The following is a 19,645-nucleotide window of genomic DNA, read 5'->3' as shown; positions in this document are numbered from 1 at the left end:
CGACGGGTGACCAGAAGAACCGTCCCCGCGGTCACCGGGGACGGTTCTCTTGGTCACCGGGGACGGTTCTCTTGGTCACCGGGGACGGTTCTTTTGGTCACCGGTTCTCGCGGTCACTGGGGACGGTTCTCTTGGTCACTGGGGACGGTTCTCTTGGTCACCGAAGCCGGGCGCTCGGCTGCGAATCTGTGGGCATCCCGAAAATCCACTGGTCGATAGCCGAGAAGCGGGCGACACGCCGGAGAACAGCAATCGACCAGCCGGTTTTCGGGATCGTGTTCGAGCACCAGGCGTTCGAGGCTGAGTCCCATCCACACAATGTGAGCCGCCCGCCGCGCACTCTGCTCAGGTCCAGGTCAGGATCACCTTCCCGACGGCTTCTCCGGACGCCAGGTGGCGGTGCGCCTCGGCGGCGTCCGCAGCGCCGTAGCGGGTCTCGGTGGCCGGCTTGATCCGGCCCGACTCGATCAGCGGCCAGACCAATTGGACGACCTCGGCGCAGATCGCCGCCTTCTGCTCGACTGGACGTCCGCGCAGCCCGGTAGCTGTCACCGATGCCCGCTTGGCAAGCAGTTTCGCCAGATCGAGGGTGCCGCTGCGGCCGCCCTGCAGGCCGATTACCACCAGCCGTCCGTCGAGGGCGAGCGCGTCGAGGTTGGACGCCAAGTAGGCCGCGCCCATCACGTCCAGGATCACATCGGCCCCGCGGCCGTCGGTGGCTTCCCGGAGCGCGGCCAGCCAGTTGCCGTGATAGTCGAAGGCGTCCGCGGCGCCCAGGTCGCGGCACAACTCCAGCTTGCGCGGAGTGCCGGCGGTGGCGAACACCCGGGCGCCGAGCCCGGACGCGTACTGGATCGCGAAAGTGCCGATGCCACCGGTGCCGCCGTGCACCAGGAAGGTCTCGCCGGCGCGCAAGCCGACCAGGCTCAGGTTCGAGGTCACGGTGGCCGCCACCTCGATCAGCCCGGACGCCGTGACCAGATCGGTGCCGCGCGGGGGCTGAACCACCTGACCGGCCGGCACGGCCACGTACTCGGCGTAGCCGCCGCCGGAAAGCAGGGCAACGCACTCGTCGCCGGACTGCCAACCCCGGACGCCGTCGCCGACCGAATCGACGACTCCGGACACCTCCAGGCCGAGGATCGCACTGGCCCCGCGTGGCGGCGGGTAGTGACCCTGACGCTGCAACAGGTCCGCCCGGTTGACCCCGGACGCCAGCACTCGAATGAGCACCTCGTCCGGACCCGGTTCGGGCGTGGGCACCTCCGCCAGCCGCAGAACCTCAGGACCGCCGAACGAATCGAACGTGACAGCTTGCATGCCCCCAGCCTCGCACCGTCCGACGAGCCCCGCCGGGGAATCCGCTCCCACCGCTCGCCGAACTATCTGGGGCTCGCCGAACTCGGCGAGCCCCAGATAGTTCGGCGAGCGCGGAGGTGGCGACCGCGCGAAGGGGCTAGCATGTGGGGCCGGGCGAGGTCGCATAGTGGACTAGTGCAGCCGCCTTGAAAGCGGCCGAGTGGAAACGCTCCGTGGGTTCGAATCCCACCCTCGCCGCGTGTCCTCGCGTACCCATGTGCTCACCCCGCCGCTGCCGTTGCGTGCGGTCGCGGTGGCGGCCGTCCTAGCGATCTTCGGGGCGGCGCTGATCGTGTTGCCCGCCGCATTGCGGCTGCCGGGTGTGATCGCCTTCCTCGGTTGGGTGCTGCTGGGCGGCGCCGTGGCGCTACTCGTGGTGGCGTCCCTGAGCTGGCGACGGATGCGGGTCTTCGCCGAGTTCACCGACGAGGGTTACCTGATCACCGGACCCGGCTCGCAGGAGCAGGGCAGCTGGGCCGAGGTGACCAAGGTGACCCAGGCGCCGACGTCCCTGACCATTCATCACGGACCCGAGCGTCGCGTCCGGCTGGTCAGCCGGCGTGGAGTCACCGCTGAAATGGTGCACCTCACCGCCGACCTGACCCAACGACTGGACGCCAGCCGCGGCTACCACGCCCTGCCGTGACCGGCGGCGTCCCGGGCTATTTCGCCGGGTGGTAGGCGCAGGAGTCGCTGAGGTCGTCCGACTTGCCGGACGGCTTCTTGGTCGGCTTGGCGGACGGCGAACCACTCTCACCCGGCGACGCTGACGGGCTGGCCGTGGCGGTCTTGCCAGCCTCGGCCCGGTCGGCCTCGCGAAGCGCCTGCTGCACCCGCCGCTGCACCGCCGGCCAGGGCGGGTTCGAGCTCACCCAGCCGGCGACGCCCGGCTGGAACACCACGCTGTGCAGGTTGGTGTTCTTGACCTTCAAGGCGAGCTCGATCATCGGCTTCAGCATCCGGCGCGGAATGTCGGTCTGGATCGTCTTGGAGCCCGCCGCGGCGATCTTCTCGAAGTTGGTCAGCACCACCTGGGGCTGGGCCTGCTGGACGACGGCGTTGATGACGCAACGCTGCCGTTCCATCCGGCTGTAGTCACCCGTGGTCAGGCCGTACCGGCCGCGGGCGTACCACAGCGCCAGCCGGCCATCGAGGTGTTTGTTGGGACCGGGTTCGATATAGCCCTTCGGGGGGACCCGCTCAGTGGTCTTGCCGCCGATCGGAATGCGGTAGTTGACGTTCAGGGTGATCCCTCCGAGGGCGTTGATGAACTGCTTGAAGCCGTCCATGTTGACGATCACGAAGTAGTCGAGCTTGCCCAGCCCCAGTGCTTCGCCGACCCCCACCTTCATCACCTCGGCACCGAGGTTCTTCACGTTGTCCCCCAGCAGGTTTCGGGGAATCCGGGCGGGAATGTTGTTGTACATGGCGTTCAGGAAATAGTTGCTGTTCGCGCCGTCGACGCCGTCATAGAAGCCATTGGGGTAGTACTTGTGCAGCGGGGAACTCTTCGGGAACGGGATGCGGGCGGTCTGCCGGGGCAGCGAGAACAGCGTGCTGACGCCGGTCTTCAAGTCGATGGACGCCACCATCACCGTATCGGCGCGAAGTCCGAGGCTGGGGTCACGGTTGGTGCCCGAATCGCCGCCGATCACCAGCACGTTGAGCCGCTCCTTGGAACCCCAGGGGTTGGCGGACTGGTCGGGCGTCGGCTGGCCACTGGGGACGGGATCGTCATCGAACACCGTGCCGAGGAAGTTCGCCGTCGAGCGGGCGTACTCGGCACCGACCGCGAGCGGGGTCGCCACGGCCAACGCCAGAATGCCGACCAGGACGCCACCGGCGAACCGCTGCGCACCGGAAGGCTGAGCAGGACGCAGCGAGAGGTGGCTTGTCACGATGACCACCACCCACGCCACAGCCAGCACCGCCAGGCCGACCACCAGGCCGTTCAGCACGTCCACATTCGTGCCCAGCTCGATCAGGCGATCCTTGCCCGCAAGGCCCAGGTATGCGATAGCGAGGAGGAGTGCGACGAACACCCCCATCACGATCGAACCGGCCACGCGGCGTCCGGCATGCCACAGGCCGAGCCCAGGGATCAAGGCGCCCAGCGCCGTCCACACCATGGCCCAGCGGAAGCGGCCGGCGCCGACGGCTCGGCGGGGTTGGTCGGCGTCCGGGTCCGGCGCGGCATCCGCGGAATCGGACAGCGCGCGTGTCGGTTCGGTCATTCGTCCTCTGCTCCCGGTCTTGAGACACGCCGAGTGTAGTTGTTGACTTCCGACGCTGCGATTCGAGGGTTGAGGGTTGCAGTCTGGCCCAGCCGAACACCGCTTTGGCGTAGTACACGCCGCTGGAGTAGGCTCAGGCCTCGGCTGAGGAGGCGTCGCCTAGTCCGGTCTATGGCGCCCGCCTGCTAAGCGGGTTTGGGTTAATCGCCCATCGCGGGTTCAAATCCCGCCGCCTCCGCCATGACAAGGGGAAACGCTCCTCCTGAGGGTTCTCGGGAGGAGCGTTTCTCGTCTCCGCTGAGGTCTTAGTCCCAGTTTTAGTCTCAGTTGTAGTCCACCGACGCTGTTCGATTGTGGCCGTCCGTCCCTGTCCGTACCAACGCCGTAGGTCTGTTGAAGTGCGCCAGCGGGCTGCCGGTCCGGTCGCTGCCCGGCGCACCTTCGGGTCCCTGTTTGTTCATGAGGCGTCGCTGTTGCCCCATATGAAGCCGCCGACCTTGTCGGCGACATCCTTGCGAACGCTGTCGGTGATGTGTTGGTAGACCAGGGTCATCTTTCCGGTGGACCAGCCCATGATGTCGATCACGGCGCGTTCGGAGACGCCGAGGAGCAGCAGGGTGGTGGCGGCGGTGTGGCGGGCGTCGTGGAGTCGGGCGTCCCTGACCCCGGCAGTCTTGATCAGTGCCTTCCAACGTCGGTAGTCGCCAACGTTGTTGAGCGGCCGGCCGAGTTCATCGGTGAAGACCCAACCGCCCTCGTTCCACTGGTCGCCCGCCCGCATCTGCATCGCGAGCTGTTGGGCACGGTGGGCGCGCAGCAGGCCCGTCAGTTCTGCTGGCATCCCAATCGTGCGGTGGGAGGCGTCGGATTTCGTCTCCCCGCGCTCGGGGTTCGTGCGGACCTTGTCCGGGCACCAGCCGGGCTTGGCTCGACCGCACGGGGGCTTGCATCCGTGTCGATACTTTGGCCGGGCGCGGCTGTATTCGACCGTCAACAGTCCACGAACGAGGTCGATCTCGTCCCAGTGCAGGGCGAGCAGCTCTCCCTGTCGGAGCCCCAGCGACAGGGCGATGATCCATCGGACGCCGCCGAACTGACTGAGTGCCGCCTCGACCAACTTCCGGATCTCGTCAGCCTCGTAGGGATTCACCCCAAGTTTGGATCGACCCTGCCATCCTGCCGCCGCTATGGTTCGTTCGTGCCCCAGGATCAGACCAAACCGAAGCCGGAGCCTTACTGGTGGAAGGCGAACTGGGGATGGGCGGCCGCCCTGGCTCTCACGGTCATTGGCCTTGTTTTGCTGATCTCCCGCAACCCGCAAGTCTGCGAGCAGGTACTAGGTCAGAAGGACAACGCGGGGCACGTAGACATCTGCCGTGCCGTCGTGCTCACAGACCCGGTCGTCCTGGCCTGGGTGGCGGTCGTGGTTCTTCTGTTGTGGGGCAGCATCAGCGAGGGTAGCGTGGCTGGCCTGTTCACCTTCAAACGGCTCGTCCACCAGGCCGTCGCGGACAGCAAGACCGCGAAGGAGACTGCCGAAAGGGCGCTGCTGGTGGGCGTTTCCCAGAGGCAAGCGACCGAGGTTACCGTGCTGCAACAGGTCGAGGCGGGGGTGCCGGCAGCAGCCTGGGCCAGGGGTGTTGCAGGAGATCTGTCGGACAGGGAACAGGTGGCAGTTGACGCGGCCATGACGCTGACCTGGGCAGGGATTCGGGTCGTTCTGGAAGAGATGATGGAGTCGTTGAAGCTGCCAGTCGAGACGACACGGGCCTACGTCTACATCCGCCAAGGCGATCTGTTGGCAAGGCCGTCCGAAACGCCAACGACCAGCCGGACATGGCAGATCGGCCAAGGTGCGGTCGGCCAGGCGTGGAACGAAGGCAAGCTGGTTACGAGCAAGCGAGGCGACCCTGACTTTGACATACACCTGGCCAAACACTTCATCGGAGCCGTGGCGGCCATCCCGATCCGCAATGTCAATCAGCGGCCGATCGGAGTGCTGAGCCTGGACTCCAGGTCAGATCCGCCAGCTGATCTCGACAACGATGACGTGGCGCTTGGAATGGCCGAGGCCGCGGACCAACTGGCTCGCATCTACGTGAACCTGGCCGGCTGGGAGACGGACTCCGCTACCGGTAGGGCTACTCAGGCTCCATCTCCTTGATGCATACTTAGCCCATGGTGACACGTGAGATCCCTCAGAAGGAGGCAGCCAAGAGCTTGGCAGCCCGTGCTGCCAAGCATCGGTTGACTGAGGAGCAGGCCGAAGCAGTTGCGCGCGCGACTGGCCAGGATCGCGGCGTGAAGTACTCCGTGGTGGTGGGCGCCGCCTGAGACCCCAGCGGGGCCTGCCTCGGAAACCTGAGCCTGGAGGCACACTCCAGGAGTGGACGCTCATGCCGACCTGCGCCGCTGGGCTAGGGGCGACTAGCCCCGCGATCGCCAGGGTGTCGACATGCCCCGCAACGTTGGTGACCACTTGGCCGAGAGGATGCGCGGAGGCGCGGCCACCACGCGGATGCGGGCCGCCCGGCTCTCCGCTCTGTGCTGGAGACATAAAAAGCCCCCGCTGGTTAGGCGGGGGCTGTCGGCCCGCCTGGTTACGGACCGCAACATCCAATCGGGATGTTTTCTAGTGGGCCGCCCGCTGTGGACGGCATGTCGCCACCCCCGTCGAGGTGGCTGTAACAACTATACTACCTCATCGTGCCCCCTACGCCGACCCGCATCTCCACTGGGTGGCTACAACAGGCGGGCTGGACCATGAGCGTCGGCGTGGCCATCCTGGCCGGCGGCTACTGGGTTGCCTTTCCAAGCCACTCTCCTTGGCCTCAGTTGATCCTCATCATCTCAACGATCCTCGCCGTAAAGCTTCCCCGACCTATCGCGGCGCCCCTCTGGACTGGGTCATGGGTGCTCTTCGGATGCGCTTTCCTCATGATCGGTCTGTACCTCCAAGCTAGTAGGACACCGGCCCCCAACGTCGGGTCGGTAGAATGGCTGGCGAGTCAACTCGCTCTTGCGGCGTCAGCCTTCTGCTTGGGCGTCGCGGCCAATCAAGTCATCACTCGCGGGACCGCCCTCGCGCATACCAGGGAACTTGCCGAGGGGCCGCTTGCGCGGCTGGACGAGGAACTCGCTGAGCTAATGGGTCGCGCACTGAGCTGGGTTCGTAACCCGAGCCACGATGTCAAGTCCTACGATCTCAATTTGATTCATGCCTTGGAGTCGTTCCAGTCCCACGCGAAGGCTTCCCTCACAGAGTTGGCGAACACCTTTGACACACGGCGCCCCGGCGATTCCATGGCGGGACTAACCGATCACTCCACGATCCTGACCTGCACAGGCTGCGCCTCGCCCCCCAACTCGTTCCCGGTAGTCATTCCGGCGGGTCGCCTCAGCCAGGTATTTACGTGCGTGCAGTGTTATCACGTCCTCACACTCTACCGCGACAACCGGCTCGACGTTAGCAACACCCCCCTGACTCGACCCACTCGATCGCGTATCACCGACGAGACGAAGGATGCTCACGGCCGCCCCACCCCAATCCTCGAGTGCGAGAACGGGCACCAGGTCGAGGCCAAGGTCCGTGGCCAGGGAATGCTCCTCGCCGTCTGTATGACCTGCCACAGCGCCCCGACTGTGACCAACCATCAATTCGCAAGTTGGCGGGTCAAGAAGCAGAGGGAAAAGAGGGCTCTGGCGAGGGCGGCCACCCAGCCGGAAGGGGTCGTGATCGTCCGGAAACTGGTTTCTGACGACGGCCATTGAACAATCACCTGCCAGGCAAAGGGGCTGCATTGCGCCGCGCGCGAGTCCTGCAGCGGTCCGATGCTCGATATTGTTACCCCGGTTTGCGCGGAGGGTCAACGTCGTTGGGTGATTGGTCCTGATGCATGATCTTCGGACCGAGAAAGCATCCATCGACATGGCCAAGGGGGGTACGCAATTCGCGTATCGTACGTGTGTCCGACTGTGAGAGCGAGATTGGGTGGGGCGGGTACCAACAGGCGCTATGGCGATCGTTCGGGCGGTGAGCTTGACCGTCACCTGGAGCAGATGGCAACAAGACTCCGACCGATCAGCGATCGAGAGTCGAAGGTGCGGTCACCCGGTGGGCCGCAGATGCGACGCTGGTGCTGCAGGAGCGGTACCGGGTCAGCGGCGAGAATCGAATGGTTCTTCGGGACTGTGTTGTCGCAATCCTGTCGAGGGCGGTCTGCGGCCGAACTGTTCCGCACGCGACTGGTCGGTAGGGCTCATGGCTGATGATTGACCGGATAGCTCGAAGTCCCATCCAATGTGAGAGGCTGTGCGTTGGCCGAGGACGTGAACGTCTATCTTCTATCTAGCCCTGACCCTAGACTCTCTACTATGATTGCGTCATCGTTACCTTGATTTGGCGATAGGTTTTATCTAGGCGGCCCATGGCTTTGAATGCTTGCCGTCTATCCACCCATGTGAAGGTGAATTGGCCATCATCAACATCAACTTCTTGCGGATCGGTCGATACCACGACTCCGAAGGTTCTCTCGATCGCGTCACGCGCGTCTAGCCTGGCCTCGTCCAAGGTCCGGGATGACTCGCGCCGACGAAGTCTCCTTGTGATCTCCGAAACGAGACTCTTGAAGACTGCTATACCGCCGGCAACCCCACCCACAGTGGTCAACGTGTCCACCACCACAGTGACCGCATCAGGTGAGCAACTCGGTACCGGTTCGTGGTGCTTGGCTGTGGGGGCCTCATGCGAGAGAGAGCCGCAACAAGAACAGGGCTCACCTTCGTGTCGGGCATCGTAGCCGCACACCAAGCACCTCATGTCGGGACGCTACAGCCCCAGGCCCCGAAATGGGCACGTTCCAGTCCATCTCAAGGCGCATATGTTTCGTGGTTTCAGGGTGTCGTCGACGTCTGATTGGAGGCTCCCGGCTCTGCCTACTACGCCCCGGTTCGCTTGCGGACCACTCGCAGGCGGCGATGGGAGCCCTCGCGCAAGGTGGTCGGGTGCATCGTCCCAGCCCGAGCTGCGTGTTCCGGCAGTTCTGTCACCTTCAGGGAGTCGCTGCGCGCCTTTGGTCGAGCCTGCCGCGACCTCCCTCACCACCGGTTTCGACGAGCCCAACTCGCGAGGCGTCCCACTGCTCAAGGCTCCTAGTGAAGTACTTCCGCGAGCCTCGGGCTCCGAGGGGCGACCGTTGCGGTGGGACGCCACCCAGCGCTGTCACGCCCTTGCCGCCAACGGAATCCTCACCGACGAAGGCGGAAGATTCGGCGTCACGGGGCTCGGCGCCTCGCTCCTGGCGCGGCGGATGGCTGACTTCCCTGCTCTCGTGAGTCGGCGTCTCCGTTTTGTCCAGTACGCCGGCTCGACCCGGACCTCGGCGCGTCGGGACATCCTGACCGAGGGCGGGTATGCGCTCGAGTTCAGGCCGCTGCTGGAGCGGGTGAACGCGGCTGTTCCTGTCGATGAGCGGATCCATGCTGCTCACCGGGTAAACGTGCCGATGTACAACCCGGTTGGGTTGCGCGAGATCCTTGCCAATGCGATCGCTCACCAAGACTTCCAGGCGCACCCGTCCTTGATTGCGGTCGAGTTGTATGAGGATCGGATTGAGGTGACCAATCCGGGGGAGCCGCTCCTTGATCCGCGGAGGTTTGCGGAGGACACTCGGCCGCGCAATTTGTCGCTCGCGTTGATGATGCGTGAGCTGAAGATGTGCGAGGCGCGCGGCAGTGGCGTCCAGCGGACGCTTGAAGCAAACGAGGAGACCGGCGCCGCAGACCCCAAGTTTTACGCCGGGGACGGGTTGACCAAGGCCGTCTTGATCGGCAAGCACGACTTCATGACGATGTCGGCCTCGGAACGGAACTGGGCCGCGTTCATGCACGCCTGCCGGATGTGGGCTGGCCGGCGTCCGATGACCAACAACACGTTCCGCAACCGTTACGGGCTCGCCGACGGCCGAAGCTCCCTGGTGTCGCTGCACATCCAACAGGCCATGGATGAGGGTCTCATCGTCCCGATGGACGCCGAGTCGTCCTCTCGTCGATACGCCCGCTACATCCCGTTCTACGCTGGCCTGTAGCGGGCTGGCGTCATTTCAAGCCAAACCTCGCGTGGCCGTGCAACTGCTCTTTGACTAGGTATTTTCCTTCTTCAAGGCTTCCGGTGCGGGCTTCACACAGTGACTTGGTGGCTCGCTCAAGAGTCGCCGTGGCGGGTGAGGGTTCTCGCTTGGAGTGCCCGACCGCCCGTCGAGAGACCCACCGGTGCCAGTCAGGCCTGAACCTGATGCGGGAACCATGACAGGGCCGATGCCGCGTTGTGCGCGAAGGGGCGGCAGCGTGCGAAGACGCGACATTGGGGATTGAAGGCCTCTGCCGAGGTGACTGGTGTGGCGATGCATCGTTCGCTGGCGTTCGTGGAGAGTCGCGACGTCGGGTGCGCGCCAGGGGTGCTGAGCGGCCGGGCCGACCCGGCCGCGGAGACCCTTGGTGTCGGTGGAGCTGGGAGCGCCACGCAACAATCGAACGGGTACGGCCCCGACATAGTCTCAGTTCTAGTCTCATTTGCATGCCGCCGGGGCTGTCCGTGGCTGGCCTCTCCCATCTCAAACCACCTTGTCGCAACCATGTTCGGACGGTCTCAACCGGTTGCTCGCCCTACTGCTAAGCGGGTTTGGGTTAATCGCCCATCGCGGGTTCAAATCCCGCCGCCTCCGCCATGATGACTGGAAACGCTCCCTCCGCGGATCTGCGGGGGGAGTTTCCCTCGTCCGGCAGTCTCAGTCTCGGCTTGAGTCCGCCGACAACTGTTCGGCGTGGCCGCCTGTCTCTGTCCGGGCCACCGCCTCGGACGCCGGGGCTGCGCTCAATGGGTGGCGACGGTAGCCGCGCGAATCTCCTACCCATGCGAAACACCACAGTCCTGGTGGCAGCGCAGGGTCGTGTTGGCGCATGTCAGGGGCTACGTGGTCATGGTCGAACCCGCCCTACGGTAAGCGTCCGACACCGCCGTGACCCCGGGGCTTTTGCACGGGTCAGGACGCGAAGCGAGCGCGATCCGTGCGACGTCGATGCGGACCCTTCCGATGAGTCGGACGCGAAGCTGCGGCGTCCAGACGTCACTAGTCTGCGGACGTGGGTGATCTCGATCTACGCCGGCTGCGGTCCTTCGTTGCGGTCGCCGACTCGTTGAGTTTCGTCCGAGCCGCGACCGCCATGCACCTGACCCAACCCGCGCTGAGCCGCCAGATCGCCGCGCTCGAGCGGTCGCTGGGCACGCGGCTGTTCGAGCGTTCCCGCCAGGGCACCGAGCTCACTGCCGCTGGTCGCGAGATCCTCGACCAGGCCCGCGAGTTGCTGGCGGCCGCGACGGCGCTGGAACGGACCGCCCGGACGACCGCTCGCCGAGACGCCCGCTTCACGATCGGATTCATGCCAGGCACGGACGCAGCCGCGATCATCGCCGCGTTCCAGGGCCGGCATCCCGACCTGGAAGTCGATGCCGTCTTCACCAGCCTTGCCGACCAGGTTGACTTCGTCACCGACGGGCGGGTCGACATCGCCTTCACCAGGTTGCCGATCGGGCCACGAGAGCTCGAGATAGTTCCGCTGTTCGACGAGTCCCTGATGGTCGCGATCGCGCGGAGCCACCCGCTGGCCGAGCGGCACACGGTGAGCCTTGCCGAGCTGGGTCGGCCGTACGACCTGGTGACGGCCTCGGTAGGCCCGGGCGCCCCGTCCGTCGACGACGTCCTGCTGGCGGCGATCACGAAGGGACGGCCCGCGCTGATCCCGGCCGGCCTGGCTGCCTATTACCGCGAGCCAGGGATCACTTACCTCGTGCTCGCCGACGGACCCTGCGTGGAGGTGGCTCTGGCCTACGACCGCCGGCGCGTGCTGCCGCAGCTGGCGTCCTTCGTGGCGATCTGCCGTGAGCAACTGGGCCCGGCGATCGCTGGACTGCCTGAGCTGCTGGCCCGCACGACCGAGCCGGCCCGGCTGATGCCGATCCGGCATAAGGGCTAGCCGAATAGGCATTGGCGGGACTTCGCCAGGCTCGGCGACGATGTGACTATCCGGAGCCCGACAACGTCTGGCAGGTAGCGAACAGTCACCGCGCGCAGGCTGTGTCGGCCGAACCAGCCGGGCTCATCCTCCTGGTCGAAAGGACCTGACCATGCGACGACTGCTACGCAATTGGCTGGTGGCCGCGGCGACTCTGACGCTGCTGACGTCCGCCGGCACCGACGCGAGCGCTGCCGACACCGCCGGCCAGCACGCTCCCAAGAAGCCGACCATCGTGCTCGTCCACGGAGCCTTCGCGGACTCGTCGAGCTGGAGCGGCGAGATCCGGCGGCTGCAGAGCGAGGCTATGAGGTTGTCGCCGTGGCGAACCCGCTGCGCGGCGTCGCCTCCGACACCGCCTACCTGAGGAGTGTGCTGGCCACCATTCCCGGCCCGATCGTGCTGGTCGGCCACTCCTACGCCGGCTTCCTGATCAGTGCGGCGGCCGCCGGTGATCCGGACGTGAAGGCACTGGTCTACGTGGCGGCATACATTCCGCGGGCCGGGGAGTCGCCGGCCGACCTGACCTACAAGGACCCGGGCTCGCTGTTGACCGGGGACAACCTCGTCGCCCGGCCCGAACCCACCGGGACCGACCTGTACGTCAACCCAGCAACCTTCCTGAAGGTCTACGCGGGCGGACTCTCTCCGGCCAAGGCGGCCCTCGCCGCCGTCACCCAACGGCCGATCGCCGCGTCCGCCCTGAGCGAGGCGGCCACCGTCGACCCGCCGGCCAGCACTCCGAAGTGGGACGTAGTGGCGCTGGAGGACAACGCGATCCCCACCGTCACCCAGCGGTTCATGGCGCAGCGCGCCCACGCCCGGGTCGTCACCACCCACTCGGGCCACGACGTGCCGGCCGCCAGCGCCGAGCTGGTCACCAAGGTCATCCTCGACGCGGCGCGGTCCGTCTGCTGACGCGGGCGGCCTCCTGACGGCGAGTCGACCACGGCCGGACGTCATCGGCGGGGACGGTTCCTTCACCCCGCGAAGGAACCGTCTCCGTCCCGGTTCAGATCTCGGGGTCGAGAAAGGGTCGGATCGTCCGGCTGGAGGTCTGCACGACGACGGTGGCGCGCGATGAACGACAGCACGTTCCGCCACCGCTGCGAGTTCGCCGGAGGACGGAGGAGCGAGCGGCTCTCGGGTGCGTCGAATAGCGACCGATTCCGGCGTGCTTGGAGGCGAGTCAGGCGCGGCGTCCCACAAATCGGTCGCTGATTGACGCCTACCCTGCCGGTCAGTTGAGGCACGCCAGTTGCACCCAAGTCCTGTTTCAGAGAATGTTAGTTGCTAACATTATGCTGTGCCCCAGGAACTGAGAGGCAAGGCGAAGCGAACCCGCGAGCGGATGCTGCTGGTCGCGCTTGAACTCTTCGAACGGCAGGGCTACCGAGCGACCACGGTCTCGCAGATCGCGGACGCGGCCGGAGTCACGTCCATGACCTTCTTCCGGCACTTCCCGACCAAGGACTCGGTGCTGGTCACCGATCCGTACGATCCGCTGATCGCCGAAGCGGTCGGTGCGCAACCGCCGGAGCTGCCCGCACTGGAACGCGTCCGACTCGGGTTCCTATCCGCGTTGGACGGCATCACCCCGACCGAGGACGCCACGGCCCGCCGCCGGGTGGCGGTGGCTGCCGAGTTGCCGGAGCTCAGAGGGGCACTCGCGGCGTCCACTCAGGCAACTCAGGACGCCGTGGTCGCCACGCTGGTCGCTCAGGGTGTGGATGCGCTGGATGCCGCCGTCGTCACCGCCGCCTGCCTGGGCGCGATCTCGGCCGCCTTGTTCGCCTGGTCCGCGCTGCCGGCGGAGGTCAGTTTGGACGCGGTGGTGCGCCGTGCCCTCGGTCAATTGGCTCCCGGGCAGCCACGATGAACGCGCTGGAGCTGCAGGATGTCCGGCATGCCTTCGGCGGCTCGCCCGCCCTGCGTGGTTTCAGCCTCGCTGTGGCCCCAGGCGAGGTCGTTGCCATGGCGGGGCTCAATGGGGCCGGCAAGACCACGGCCATGCGGGTGCTGGCCGGCAGATTGCGGCCGGACGCCGGCCTGGCCAGGGTGCTCGGCGCGGTCTCGCATCGGCTGCGGGTCGACGTCGCCCGCCGTTTCGGCCAGCTCATCGGCCCTCCGCTGACCTACGGCGAACTGACCGTGCGGGAGAACCTGATGACCGCGGGCCGGCTGCACGGACTGAGCCGTGCGGCCGCGCGCGAGGCCGCCGGATCCGCGATCGAGAGCTATCGCCTCGGGCGCTGGGCCGATCGGCGGGTGAGCGCGCTGTCGGCCGGGAACTGGCAACGACTCGGAGTGGCCTGCGCCACGCTGCACGGTCCGGACGCCGTCATCCTCGATGAGCCGACGAGTGCGCTGGATCCCGCGGGAGTCGTGATCGTGCGGGACGCCGTGCGCTCGCTGGCAGCGCGTGGCGCCGGGGTCCTGGTCTCGAGCCATCATCTGGACGAGGTGTCCCGGGTCGCCGACCGGATCGTCGTCGCGCATGCCGGACGGCTGATCGGCACGCTCGCGCCCGGAGCCGAAATGGAGCGGAGGTTCTTCGCCATGCTGCTGGCCGCGGACGCCGATGAGGGGGCCGACCGATGAGAGATCGGATCGCGACCCGAACCGGATGGGCACCCCTGCTGTGTACCGCGTGGAGCGTGGAGTTCCTGAAGCTCCGCCGGTCGATGATGGCTCGCCTGATCACGCCGCTGCTGACTGTCGTCGTCCCGCTGGGCTCGGTCGGCGCGGTGGCGTTGGCCCGCTCGCCCGAGCTACCGGGTGCGGCCGCGGTCAAGTTCGCGCCCTACGCGGTCGGCGACCTGGCCACGACCCAGTTGCTGGTCGCCGGGCAGATTCTCTCCGTTGCGCTGCTCACCGCCGGCGGATTCGCGGCGGCCTGGAGCTACGGGCGCGAGTTCAGCGACGGTACCGCCGGTGCTCTGGCGGGCCTGGCGGTGCCGCGCCGGTCGGTGGGGCTGGCCAAGGCTCTACTCCTGGTCACTTGGCTGATCGGCTGTGTGGTCGTGTCGATCCTCGTCACGCTGCTGCTCAGCCTGATGGTGGGTGGTCGGCCGGGTGCCGGGGCGTGGCAGGAAGCGGCGGTGGCGATCCTGGCCGGCCTCCTCGCCGTCGGCCTGGTGCCGCCGTTCACTTGCGTTGCCACGCTGACCCGCAGCCAGTTGGGCACCGTGGGCGTCCTGCTCGGTGTCGTGATGGTGACTCAGATCGTCGTCGTCCTCGGGGCCGGTGTCTGGTTCCCATTCGCCGTGCCGTCCCTGCTCACCGGGATGGGCGGGGACGAGGTGGCCGGCCAGATCGGTGTCGGATCGATCCTGCTCACCGCCGCCGTCGGCCCGGCGTCCGTCCTCGTGGTGGCCTGGCAATGGGGACGCCTGAGCGACACCTGAGCCGTCCGCGGCCAGTAGGGTGGTCTGCCGAACGCGATCGTGCGGCGGCCCGATGATCGGAGCGACGATGACAGGCACGGCTACGGCGGGTTCAACCGCCAGTGGGACGCATGCGGACAGCCACGACCTGATCCGGGTCCAGGGTGCGCGCGAGAACAACCTCAAGGACGTCAGCGTCGAGTTGCCCAAGCGGCGGCTGACCGTCTTCACCGGTGTCTCCGGATCGGGCAAGAGCTCGCTGGTCTTCGGCACCATCGCCGCCGAGAGCCAGCGACTGATCAACGAGACCTACAGCGCCTTCGTGCAGGGCTTCATGCCCAGCCTGGCTCGTCCCGAAGTCGATCGACTGGACGGCCTGACCACCGCGATCATCGTCGACCAGGAGCGGATCGGAGCCAACCCGCGCTCGACGGTCGGCACCGTCACCGACGCCAACGCGATGCTCCGGATCCTGTTCAGCCGGATCGGCCAGCCGCACATCGGGCCGCCCAACGCGTTCTCGTTCAACGTGCCCTCGGCGTCCGGCAGCGGCGCGATCACGGTCAAACGGGGCGACAAGACGATCGCCGAGAAGGCGTCGTTCAGCGTGCTCGGCGGCATGTGCCCGCGCTGCGAGGGACGCGGCAGCGTCACCGACTTCGACCGCACCGCCCTCTACGACGAGAACAAATCGCTCAACGAGGGCGCGCTGCTGGTGCCCGGCTACTCGATGGAGGGCTGGTACGGACGGATCTACCGCAGCTGCGGGTTCTTCGATGCGGACAAGCCGATCAAGGACTTCACCCAGCGGCAACTGCACGACCTGCTCTATAAGGAGCCGACCAAGATCAAGGTCGAGGGCATCAACATCACCTACGAGGGCCTGATCCCGAAGATCCAGAAGTCGATGCTGGCCAAGGACGTGGACGCGATGCAGCCGCACATCCGGGCCTTCGTCGAGCGAGCGGTGACGTTCACCGACTGCCCCGAGTGCGAGGGGACGCGGCTGGCGCCGGAGGCGCGGTCGTCCAAGATCGACGGGATCAACATCGCCGACGCCTGCGCCATGCAGATCACCGACCTGGCCGAGTGGATCCGGGGGCTGGACGAGCCGTCCGTGGCGCCGCTGCTGGAGGGGCTGCGCGACACGCTGGACTCGTTCGTCGAGATCGGCCTGGGCTACCTGTCGCTGAGCCGGCCGTCGGGGACGCTGTCCGGCGGCGAGGCGCAGCGGACCAAGATGATCCGGCACCTCGGTTCGTCGCTGACCGACGTCACCTATGTCTTCGACGAGCCGACCGCCGGGCTGCACCCGCACGACGTCCAGCGGATGAACGACCTGCTGCTGCAACTGCGCGACAAGGGCAACACCGTGCTGGTGGTCGAGCATGAGCCGGAGACGATCGAGATCGCCGACCGGGTCGTCGACCTCGGTCCGGGCGCCGGTTCGAAGGGCGGCCGGATCTGTTACGAGGGCACCGTGGCCGGGCTGCGAGCCAGCGACACCGTCACCGGACGCCACCTCGGAGACCGGGTGGGGGTTAAGAAGTCGGTACGGACGCCGTCCGGCGTGCTCGAGATCCGTGGCGCGACGGCGAACAACCTGCGGAAGGTGGACGTCGACGTTCCGCTGGGCGTGCTGGTGGTGGTCACCGGGGTCGCCGGTTCGGGCAAGAGCTCGCTGGTGCACTCGTCGATTCCGCTGACCGCCGGCGTGGTGTCGGTGGACCAGAGCCCGATCCGGGGATCGCGGCGCAGCAACCCGGCCACCTACACCGGGCTGCTGGAACCGATCCGGAAGGCGTTCGCGACCGCGAACAAGGTGAAGCCGGCTCTGTTCAGCGCCAACTCCGAGGGCGCCTGCCCGGCCTGCAACGGCGCTGGGGTGATCTTCACCGACCTGTCGGTGATGGCGACGGTGTCGACCCTCTGCGAGGCGTGCGAGGGCAAGCGGTTCCAGCCCGCCGTGCTCGATTACACCTTCGGCGGGCGGAACATCGCCGAGGTGCTGGCCATGCCGGTGGCTGAGGCGGGCGAGTTCTTCGGCTCGGGCGAGTCGCGGGTGCCGGCGGCGCACGCCATTCTCGGACGCCTCGCGGACGTCGGACTCGGCTACTTGAGTCTCGGTCAGCCGCTGACCACCTTGTCCGGCGGCGAACGGCAGCGGCTCAAGCTGGCCACCCATATGTCCACCAAGGGCGGCACCTATGTGCTCGACGAGCCCACCACCGGACTGCATCTGGCCGACGTGGAGAACCTGCTCGGCCTGCTCGACCGGCTGGTCGACTCGGGCAAGTCGGTGATCGTGGTCGAGCACAACCAGGCGGTGATGGCGCACGCCGACTGGGTGATCGACCTCGGCCCCGGAGCCGGCCATGACGGTGGCCGGATCGTCTTCCAAGGGACGCCCGCCGACCTCGCGAAGGCGGATACGCTCACCGGAACCCACCTGGCGACCTACCTCAACGGCTGACCGCCTCACCCGTCGGTCGAGCCCCTCGAGACCCAGGGACGTCCGCTCCGGACACCGTTGGTCGAGCTTTGTCGAGACCCACACGTCTATGCCGCTCACCGTCGGTCGAGTTCGTCGAGACCGGGGACGTCCGCTCCGCACACCGTTGGTCGAGCCTGTCGAGACCCACACGTCCACTCCGCTCACCGTTGGTCGAGCCTGTCGAGACCCCCGGTGACCACCGGTGGCTGGTGATTCCCTAAGCTGACCGCCATGCCGAGCTCCGACACCCGTGAGGTCGAGCGCTGGTTCATGCGGCGCGGCTTCACGGCGTTGCTGGACGGCACCTCGATGCGGCGGCGCCGGGCGGCTCGGCTGGCCCGGGCGCTCGCCGTGGTCTTCGTCGGGGTGATGCTGATCGAGGTGCCCCGTTACGGCCGCAACCTGTGGGTCACCCTGGCCGTGTCGCTCGCGGTGGTCGGGCTCACCTGGGTGATCGGCAACCTGGTGCGGCGGCGTCCGCCGTTCGCCCTCCCCGATCGGGTGACCGCCCTCGACCGTGCGGTGTTCCTGTTCTTTCCCGGCCTGGTGGTGCTGGCTACACCCCACGACGCCTTGCAGGCCGAGGACTTCGAGCTGTCCGGCTTCGCGGCGGGCGTGCTGATCGCGGCCGGCATGGTGCTGGGGCAATTGATCCTGCTCGGTCTGCTCACGCTCTTGGCCTACAGCGGGGTGATCGCGCTGGGCCCGTGGCTGTGGCGCCGGCTGGTGTCGTCGTTCCTGGCCGGCGGGACGGCGATCGGCCGCACCCTGCCGCTGCTGCTCGGCGTGGTCGGTTTCCTGTTCTTCACCGGAGAGTTGTGGCAGGCGTTCGGGCGCCTTTCGCCGCTGGCCTACCTGCTCGCCGTGCTGCTCTTCGTCGGACTGAGCTGGCTGTTCCTGCACACCAGGGGCCTCGATCTGGACGCCCTGGCCCGGTTCGAGCGGCCGGGTGAGGTCGCCGAGCAGGTCGCCGGGACGCCGCTGGCGGGCGGGGACGTGGCGACGCCCGCGGTCTGCCCACTGACCCTCGACCAGCGCCGGAACCTGCGGCTGGTCGGGGTGATCTCCCGGCTGACCATCGCCACCGTCGTCGGGCTGGCGGTGTTCGTGTTCTTCGTGCTGCTGGGCCTGATCACGGTGAACGCCGAGGTCGTGCAGGCCTGGACGCAGGCGCCGCCCGAGGTGCTGCTGCAATGGGCGACCGAGCGGCACAGCTATGCGCTCACCCTGCAGCACCTGCGGGTCTGTGGCTTCCTGGCGGTGTTCTCGGGCTTCTACTTCGCCGTCGTATCCGCGACCGATCCAGTGCTCCGCGAAGGACTCCGGGACGACGTCGAGGACGACATCCGGCAGGCCTGCGCCGCCCGGCTGGTGGCGCTGAAACGATTCCCTGCGCCCGAGCCGCGCCCGGAGTCCGAGCCGCGCCCGGAGTCCGACGTGCGCCCGGAGTCCGACGTGCGCACGACGTCCGACTGATCAGTCCGGGTCGCGGACCAGATTCCAGCTGAGGGTTCCGACCTTGATGGTCAGCTTGTCGCCGTCGCAGACCGCCGAGCCCTTGCCTTGGGGCGCGAGGATCCTGGCCACCTGCTGCATCGTCACCGACCGCGACTTGCCCTTGTCGACGAACCGAGCCGATCCGGTGGCCTTACCCCGGGTGAAGGAGATGGCGTCGGGCTGGCCCGAATAGGTGCCAGTGAACTCGCCGTCGATACGGAGCTTCCCGGTGCTCTTGCCCAGGGTGAGTTTGGCCGGATGGTCGCCGTCGAAGTCGAACTCGTAGCGGCCGTTGCCGAAGGTGACGTCGACGTCGGTCACGGTGCCCTTGCCGACGCTGGCATCGAGCCCGGTGGCGGTGAAACCGGTGGCCTTGTAGTCGCCGGCCGGGCAGCCTGCAGTGGCCGGCGTCGAAGCCGTCTCGGTGGTGGCAGGTGTCGTTGCAGCCGTCGACACCGGCGTCGGGTTGGCGCTGATCGCCGGCGGCGTCGAGGCGGGAGCGGTTGTGGGTGGGGTGGCGCTGCACCCGGCCACGAGGGCCGGGACGGCCAGCAGCAGGGCGAGCGGACGGCGAGCTGTCAACATCCGGGGAGCCTACCGGGGGA

The 19,645-nt window shown here is 67.2% G+C and carries 17 protein-coding genes and 2 tRNA genes; 15 read left to right on the top strand and 4 right to left on the bottom strand.

The window, feature by feature from the left end:
* Positions 1–345: 345 nt before the first annotated feature.
* A complete protein-coding gene (locus QM711_RS17625) occupies positions 346–1,320 on the bottom strand; it encodes an NAD(P)H-quinone oxidoreductase (protein WP_415101730.1) in 975 nt (324 codons plus the stop codon).
* A 152-nt stretch (positions 1,321–1,472) separates the two neighbouring features.
* On the opposite strand from QM711_RS17625, the gene QM711_RS17620 reads away from it, so the two are divergent.
* Positions 1,473–1,557, top strand: a tRNA-Ser gene (locus QM711_RS17620).
* A 1-nt stretch (position 1,558) separates the two neighbouring features.
* The gene (locus QM711_RS17615; RefSeq protein WP_415101728.1) at positions 1,559–2,005 is read left to right on the top strand and encodes a hypothetical protein; all 447 of its coding nucleotides are present in this window, start codon (positions 1,559–1,561) and stop codon (positions 2,003–2,005) included.
* A gap of 16 nt (positions 2,006–2,021) precedes the next feature.
* Here the strand turns inward: QM711_RS17615 and QM711_RS17610 are convergent, their stop codons facing one another.
* Positions 2,022–3,593, bottom strand: coding sequence for an LCP family protein (locus QM711_RS17610; protein ID WP_415101726.1), 1,572 nt, complete (start codon positions 3,591–3,593; stop codon positions 2,022–2,024).
* 148 nt (positions 3,594–3,741) lie between these two features.
* On the opposite strand from QM711_RS17610, the gene QM711_RS17605 reads away from it, so the two are divergent.
* Positions 3,742–3,834: transfer RNA gene (locus QM711_RS17605), tRNA-Ser, on the top strand.
* A 216-nt stretch (positions 3,835–4,050) separates the two neighbouring features.
* On the opposite strand, the gene QM711_RS17600 is transcribed toward QM711_RS17605, so the two are convergent.
* Complete coding sequence (locus tag QM711_RS17600; protein WP_415101724.1) at positions 4,051–4,743, bottom strand: tyrosine-type recombinase/integrase; 693 nt, start codon at positions 4,741–4,743, stop codon at positions 4,051–4,053.
* Positions 4,744–4,791: 48 nt separating this feature from the next.
* Between QM711_RS17600 and QM711_RS17595 the strand changes: the two genes are divergently transcribed.
* The 12 genes from QM711_RS17595 to QM711_RS17540 all read left to right on the top strand — a co-directional run bounded on the left by QM711_RS17595 (position 4,792) and on the right by QM711_RS17540 (position 19,019).
* Complete coding sequence (locus tag QM711_RS17595) at positions 4,792–5,757, top strand: GAF domain-containing protein (RefSeq protein ID WP_415101722.1); 966 nt, start codon at positions 4,792–4,794, stop codon at positions 5,755–5,757.
* A 14-nt stretch (positions 5,758–5,771) separates the two neighbouring features.
* Entirely contained in the window at positions 5,772–5,927 is a 156-nt protein-coding gene (locus tag QM711_RS17590) for a hypothetical protein (protein ID WP_415101720.1), read from the top strand.
* Positions 5,928–6,530: 603 nt separating this feature from the next.
* Positions 6,531–7,364, top strand: coding sequence for a hypothetical protein (locus QM711_RS17585; RefSeq protein WP_415101718.1), 834 nt, complete (start codon positions 6,531–6,533; stop codon positions 7,362–7,364).
* Between the two features lie 1,424 nt (positions 7,365–8,788).
* Positions 8,789–9,679 carry an ATP-binding protein gene (locus tag QM711_RS17580; protein ID WP_415101716.1) on the top strand — a complete coding sequence of 297 codons (891 nt, stop codon included), beginning with the start codon at positions 8,789–8,791 and terminating at the stop codon, positions 9,677–9,679.
* A gap of 1,054 nt (positions 9,680–10,733) precedes the next feature.
* The gene (locus tag QM711_RS17575; RefSeq protein ID WP_415101714.1) at positions 10,734–11,624 is read left to right on the top strand and encodes a LysR family transcriptional regulator; all 891 of its coding nucleotides are present in this window, start codon (positions 10,734–10,736) and stop codon (positions 11,622–11,624) included.
* A 151-nt stretch (positions 11,625–11,775) separates the two neighbouring features.
* Positions 11,776–12,030: a hypothetical protein gene (locus tag QM711_RS17570; RefSeq protein ID WP_415101712.1), complete on the top strand. Its 255-nt coding sequence runs from the start codon at positions 11,776–11,778 to the stop codon at positions 12,028–12,030.
* Positions 11,985–12,581 (top strand): alpha/beta hydrolase, encoded by a 597-nt coding sequence (locus tag QM711_RS17565; protein ID WP_415101710.1) that lies wholly within the window; start codon positions 11,985–11,987, stop codon positions 12,579–12,581. The genes QM711_RS17570 and QM711_RS17565 overlap by 46 nt, the downstream gene beginning before the upstream one ends.
* A gap of 388 nt (positions 12,582–12,969) precedes the next feature.
* Positions 12,970–13,542 carry a TetR/AcrR family transcriptional regulator gene (locus tag QM711_RS17560; RefSeq protein ID WP_415101708.1) on the top strand — a complete coding sequence of 191 codons (573 nt, stop codon included), beginning with the start codon at positions 12,970–12,972 and terminating at the stop codon, positions 13,540–13,542.
* A complete protein-coding gene (locus QM711_RS17555; protein ID WP_415101706.1) occupies positions 13,539–14,264 on the top strand; it encodes an ABC transporter ATP-binding protein in 726 nt (241 codons plus the stop codon). The genes QM711_RS17560 and QM711_RS17555 overlap by 4 nt, the downstream gene beginning before the upstream one ends.
* The gene (locus QM711_RS17550; protein ID WP_415101703.1) at positions 14,261–15,070 is read left to right on the top strand and encodes an ABC transporter permease; all 810 of its coding nucleotides are present in this window, start codon (positions 14,261–14,263) and stop codon (positions 15,068–15,070) included. Before QM711_RS17555 ends, QM711_RS17550 begins: the two co-directional genes overlap by 4 nt.
* Positions 15,071–15,137: 67 nt before the next feature.
* Complete coding sequence (locus QM711_RS17545; protein ID WP_415101701.1) at positions 15,138–17,522, top strand: ATP-binding cassette domain-containing protein; 2,385 nt, start codon at positions 15,138–15,140, stop codon at positions 17,520–17,522.
* Positions 17,523–17,774: 252 nt separating this feature from the next.
* On the top strand, positions 17,775–19,019 hold the full coding sequence (locus tag QM711_RS17540) for a hypothetical protein (protein ID WP_415101699.1): 1,245 nt from the start codon (positions 17,775–17,777) through the stop codon (positions 19,017–19,019).
* Here QM711_RS17540 and QM711_RS17535 read toward each other — a convergent pair whose 3' ends face one another.
* Positions 19,020–19,625: a hypothetical protein gene (locus QM711_RS17535; RefSeq protein ID WP_415101697.1), complete on the bottom strand. Its 606-nt coding sequence runs from the start codon at positions 19,623–19,625 to the stop codon at positions 19,020–19,022.
* Between the last annotated feature and the right edge of the window lie 20 nt (positions 19,626–19,645).

This window comes from Micropruina sp. (assembly GCF_047602385.1).
GTDB lineage: Bacteria > Actinomycetota > Actinomycetes > Propionibacteriales > Propionibacteriaceae > Micropruina.
This window is presented reverse-complemented; position numbering and strand designations above follow the sequence as displayed.

What these genes read in the sequence shown, in the direction of transcription:
- QM711_RS17625 (WP_415101730.1), bottom strand. Translation starts at nt 1,320, where the DNA reads ATGCAAGCTGTCACGTTCGATTCGTTCGGCGGTCCTGAGGTTCTGCGG.
- QM711_RS17610 (WP_415101726.1), bottom strand. Translation starts at nt 3,593, where the DNA reads ATGACCGAACCGACACGCGCGCTGTCCGATTCCGCGGATGCCGCGCCG.
- QM711_RS17590 (WP_415101720.1), top strand. Translation starts at nt 5,772, where the DNA reads ATGGTGACACGTGAGATCCCTCAGAAGGAGGCAGCCAAGAGCTTGGCA.
- QM711_RS17585 (WP_415101718.1), top strand. Translation starts at nt 6,531, where the DNA reads ATGATCGGTCTGTACCTCCAAGCTAGTAGGACACCGGCCCCCAACGTC.
- QM711_RS17570 (WP_415101712.1), top strand. Translation starts at nt 11,776, where the DNA reads ATGCGACGACTGCTACGCAATTGGCTGGTGGCCGCGGCGACTCTGACG.
- QM711_RS17555 (WP_415101706.1), top strand. Translation starts at nt 13,539, where the DNA reads ATGAACGCGCTGGAGCTGCAGGATGTCCGGCATGCCTTCGGCGGCTCG.
- QM711_RS17550 (WP_415101703.1), top strand. Translation starts at nt 14,261, where the DNA reads ATGAGAGATCGGATCGCGACCCGAACCGGATGGGCACCCCTGCTGTGT.
- QM711_RS17545 (WP_415101701.1), top strand. Translation starts at nt 15,138, where the DNA reads ATGACAGGCACGGCTACGGCGGGTTCAACCGCCAGTGGGACGCATGCG.
- QM711_RS17540 (WP_415101699.1), top strand. Translation starts at nt 17,775, where the DNA reads ATGCCGAGCTCCGACACCCGTGAGGTCGAGCGCTGGTTCATGCGGCGC.
- QM711_RS17535 (WP_415101697.1), bottom strand. Translation starts at nt 19,625, where the DNA reads ATGTTGACAGCTCGCCGTCCGCTCGCCCTGCTGCTGGCCGTCCCGGCC.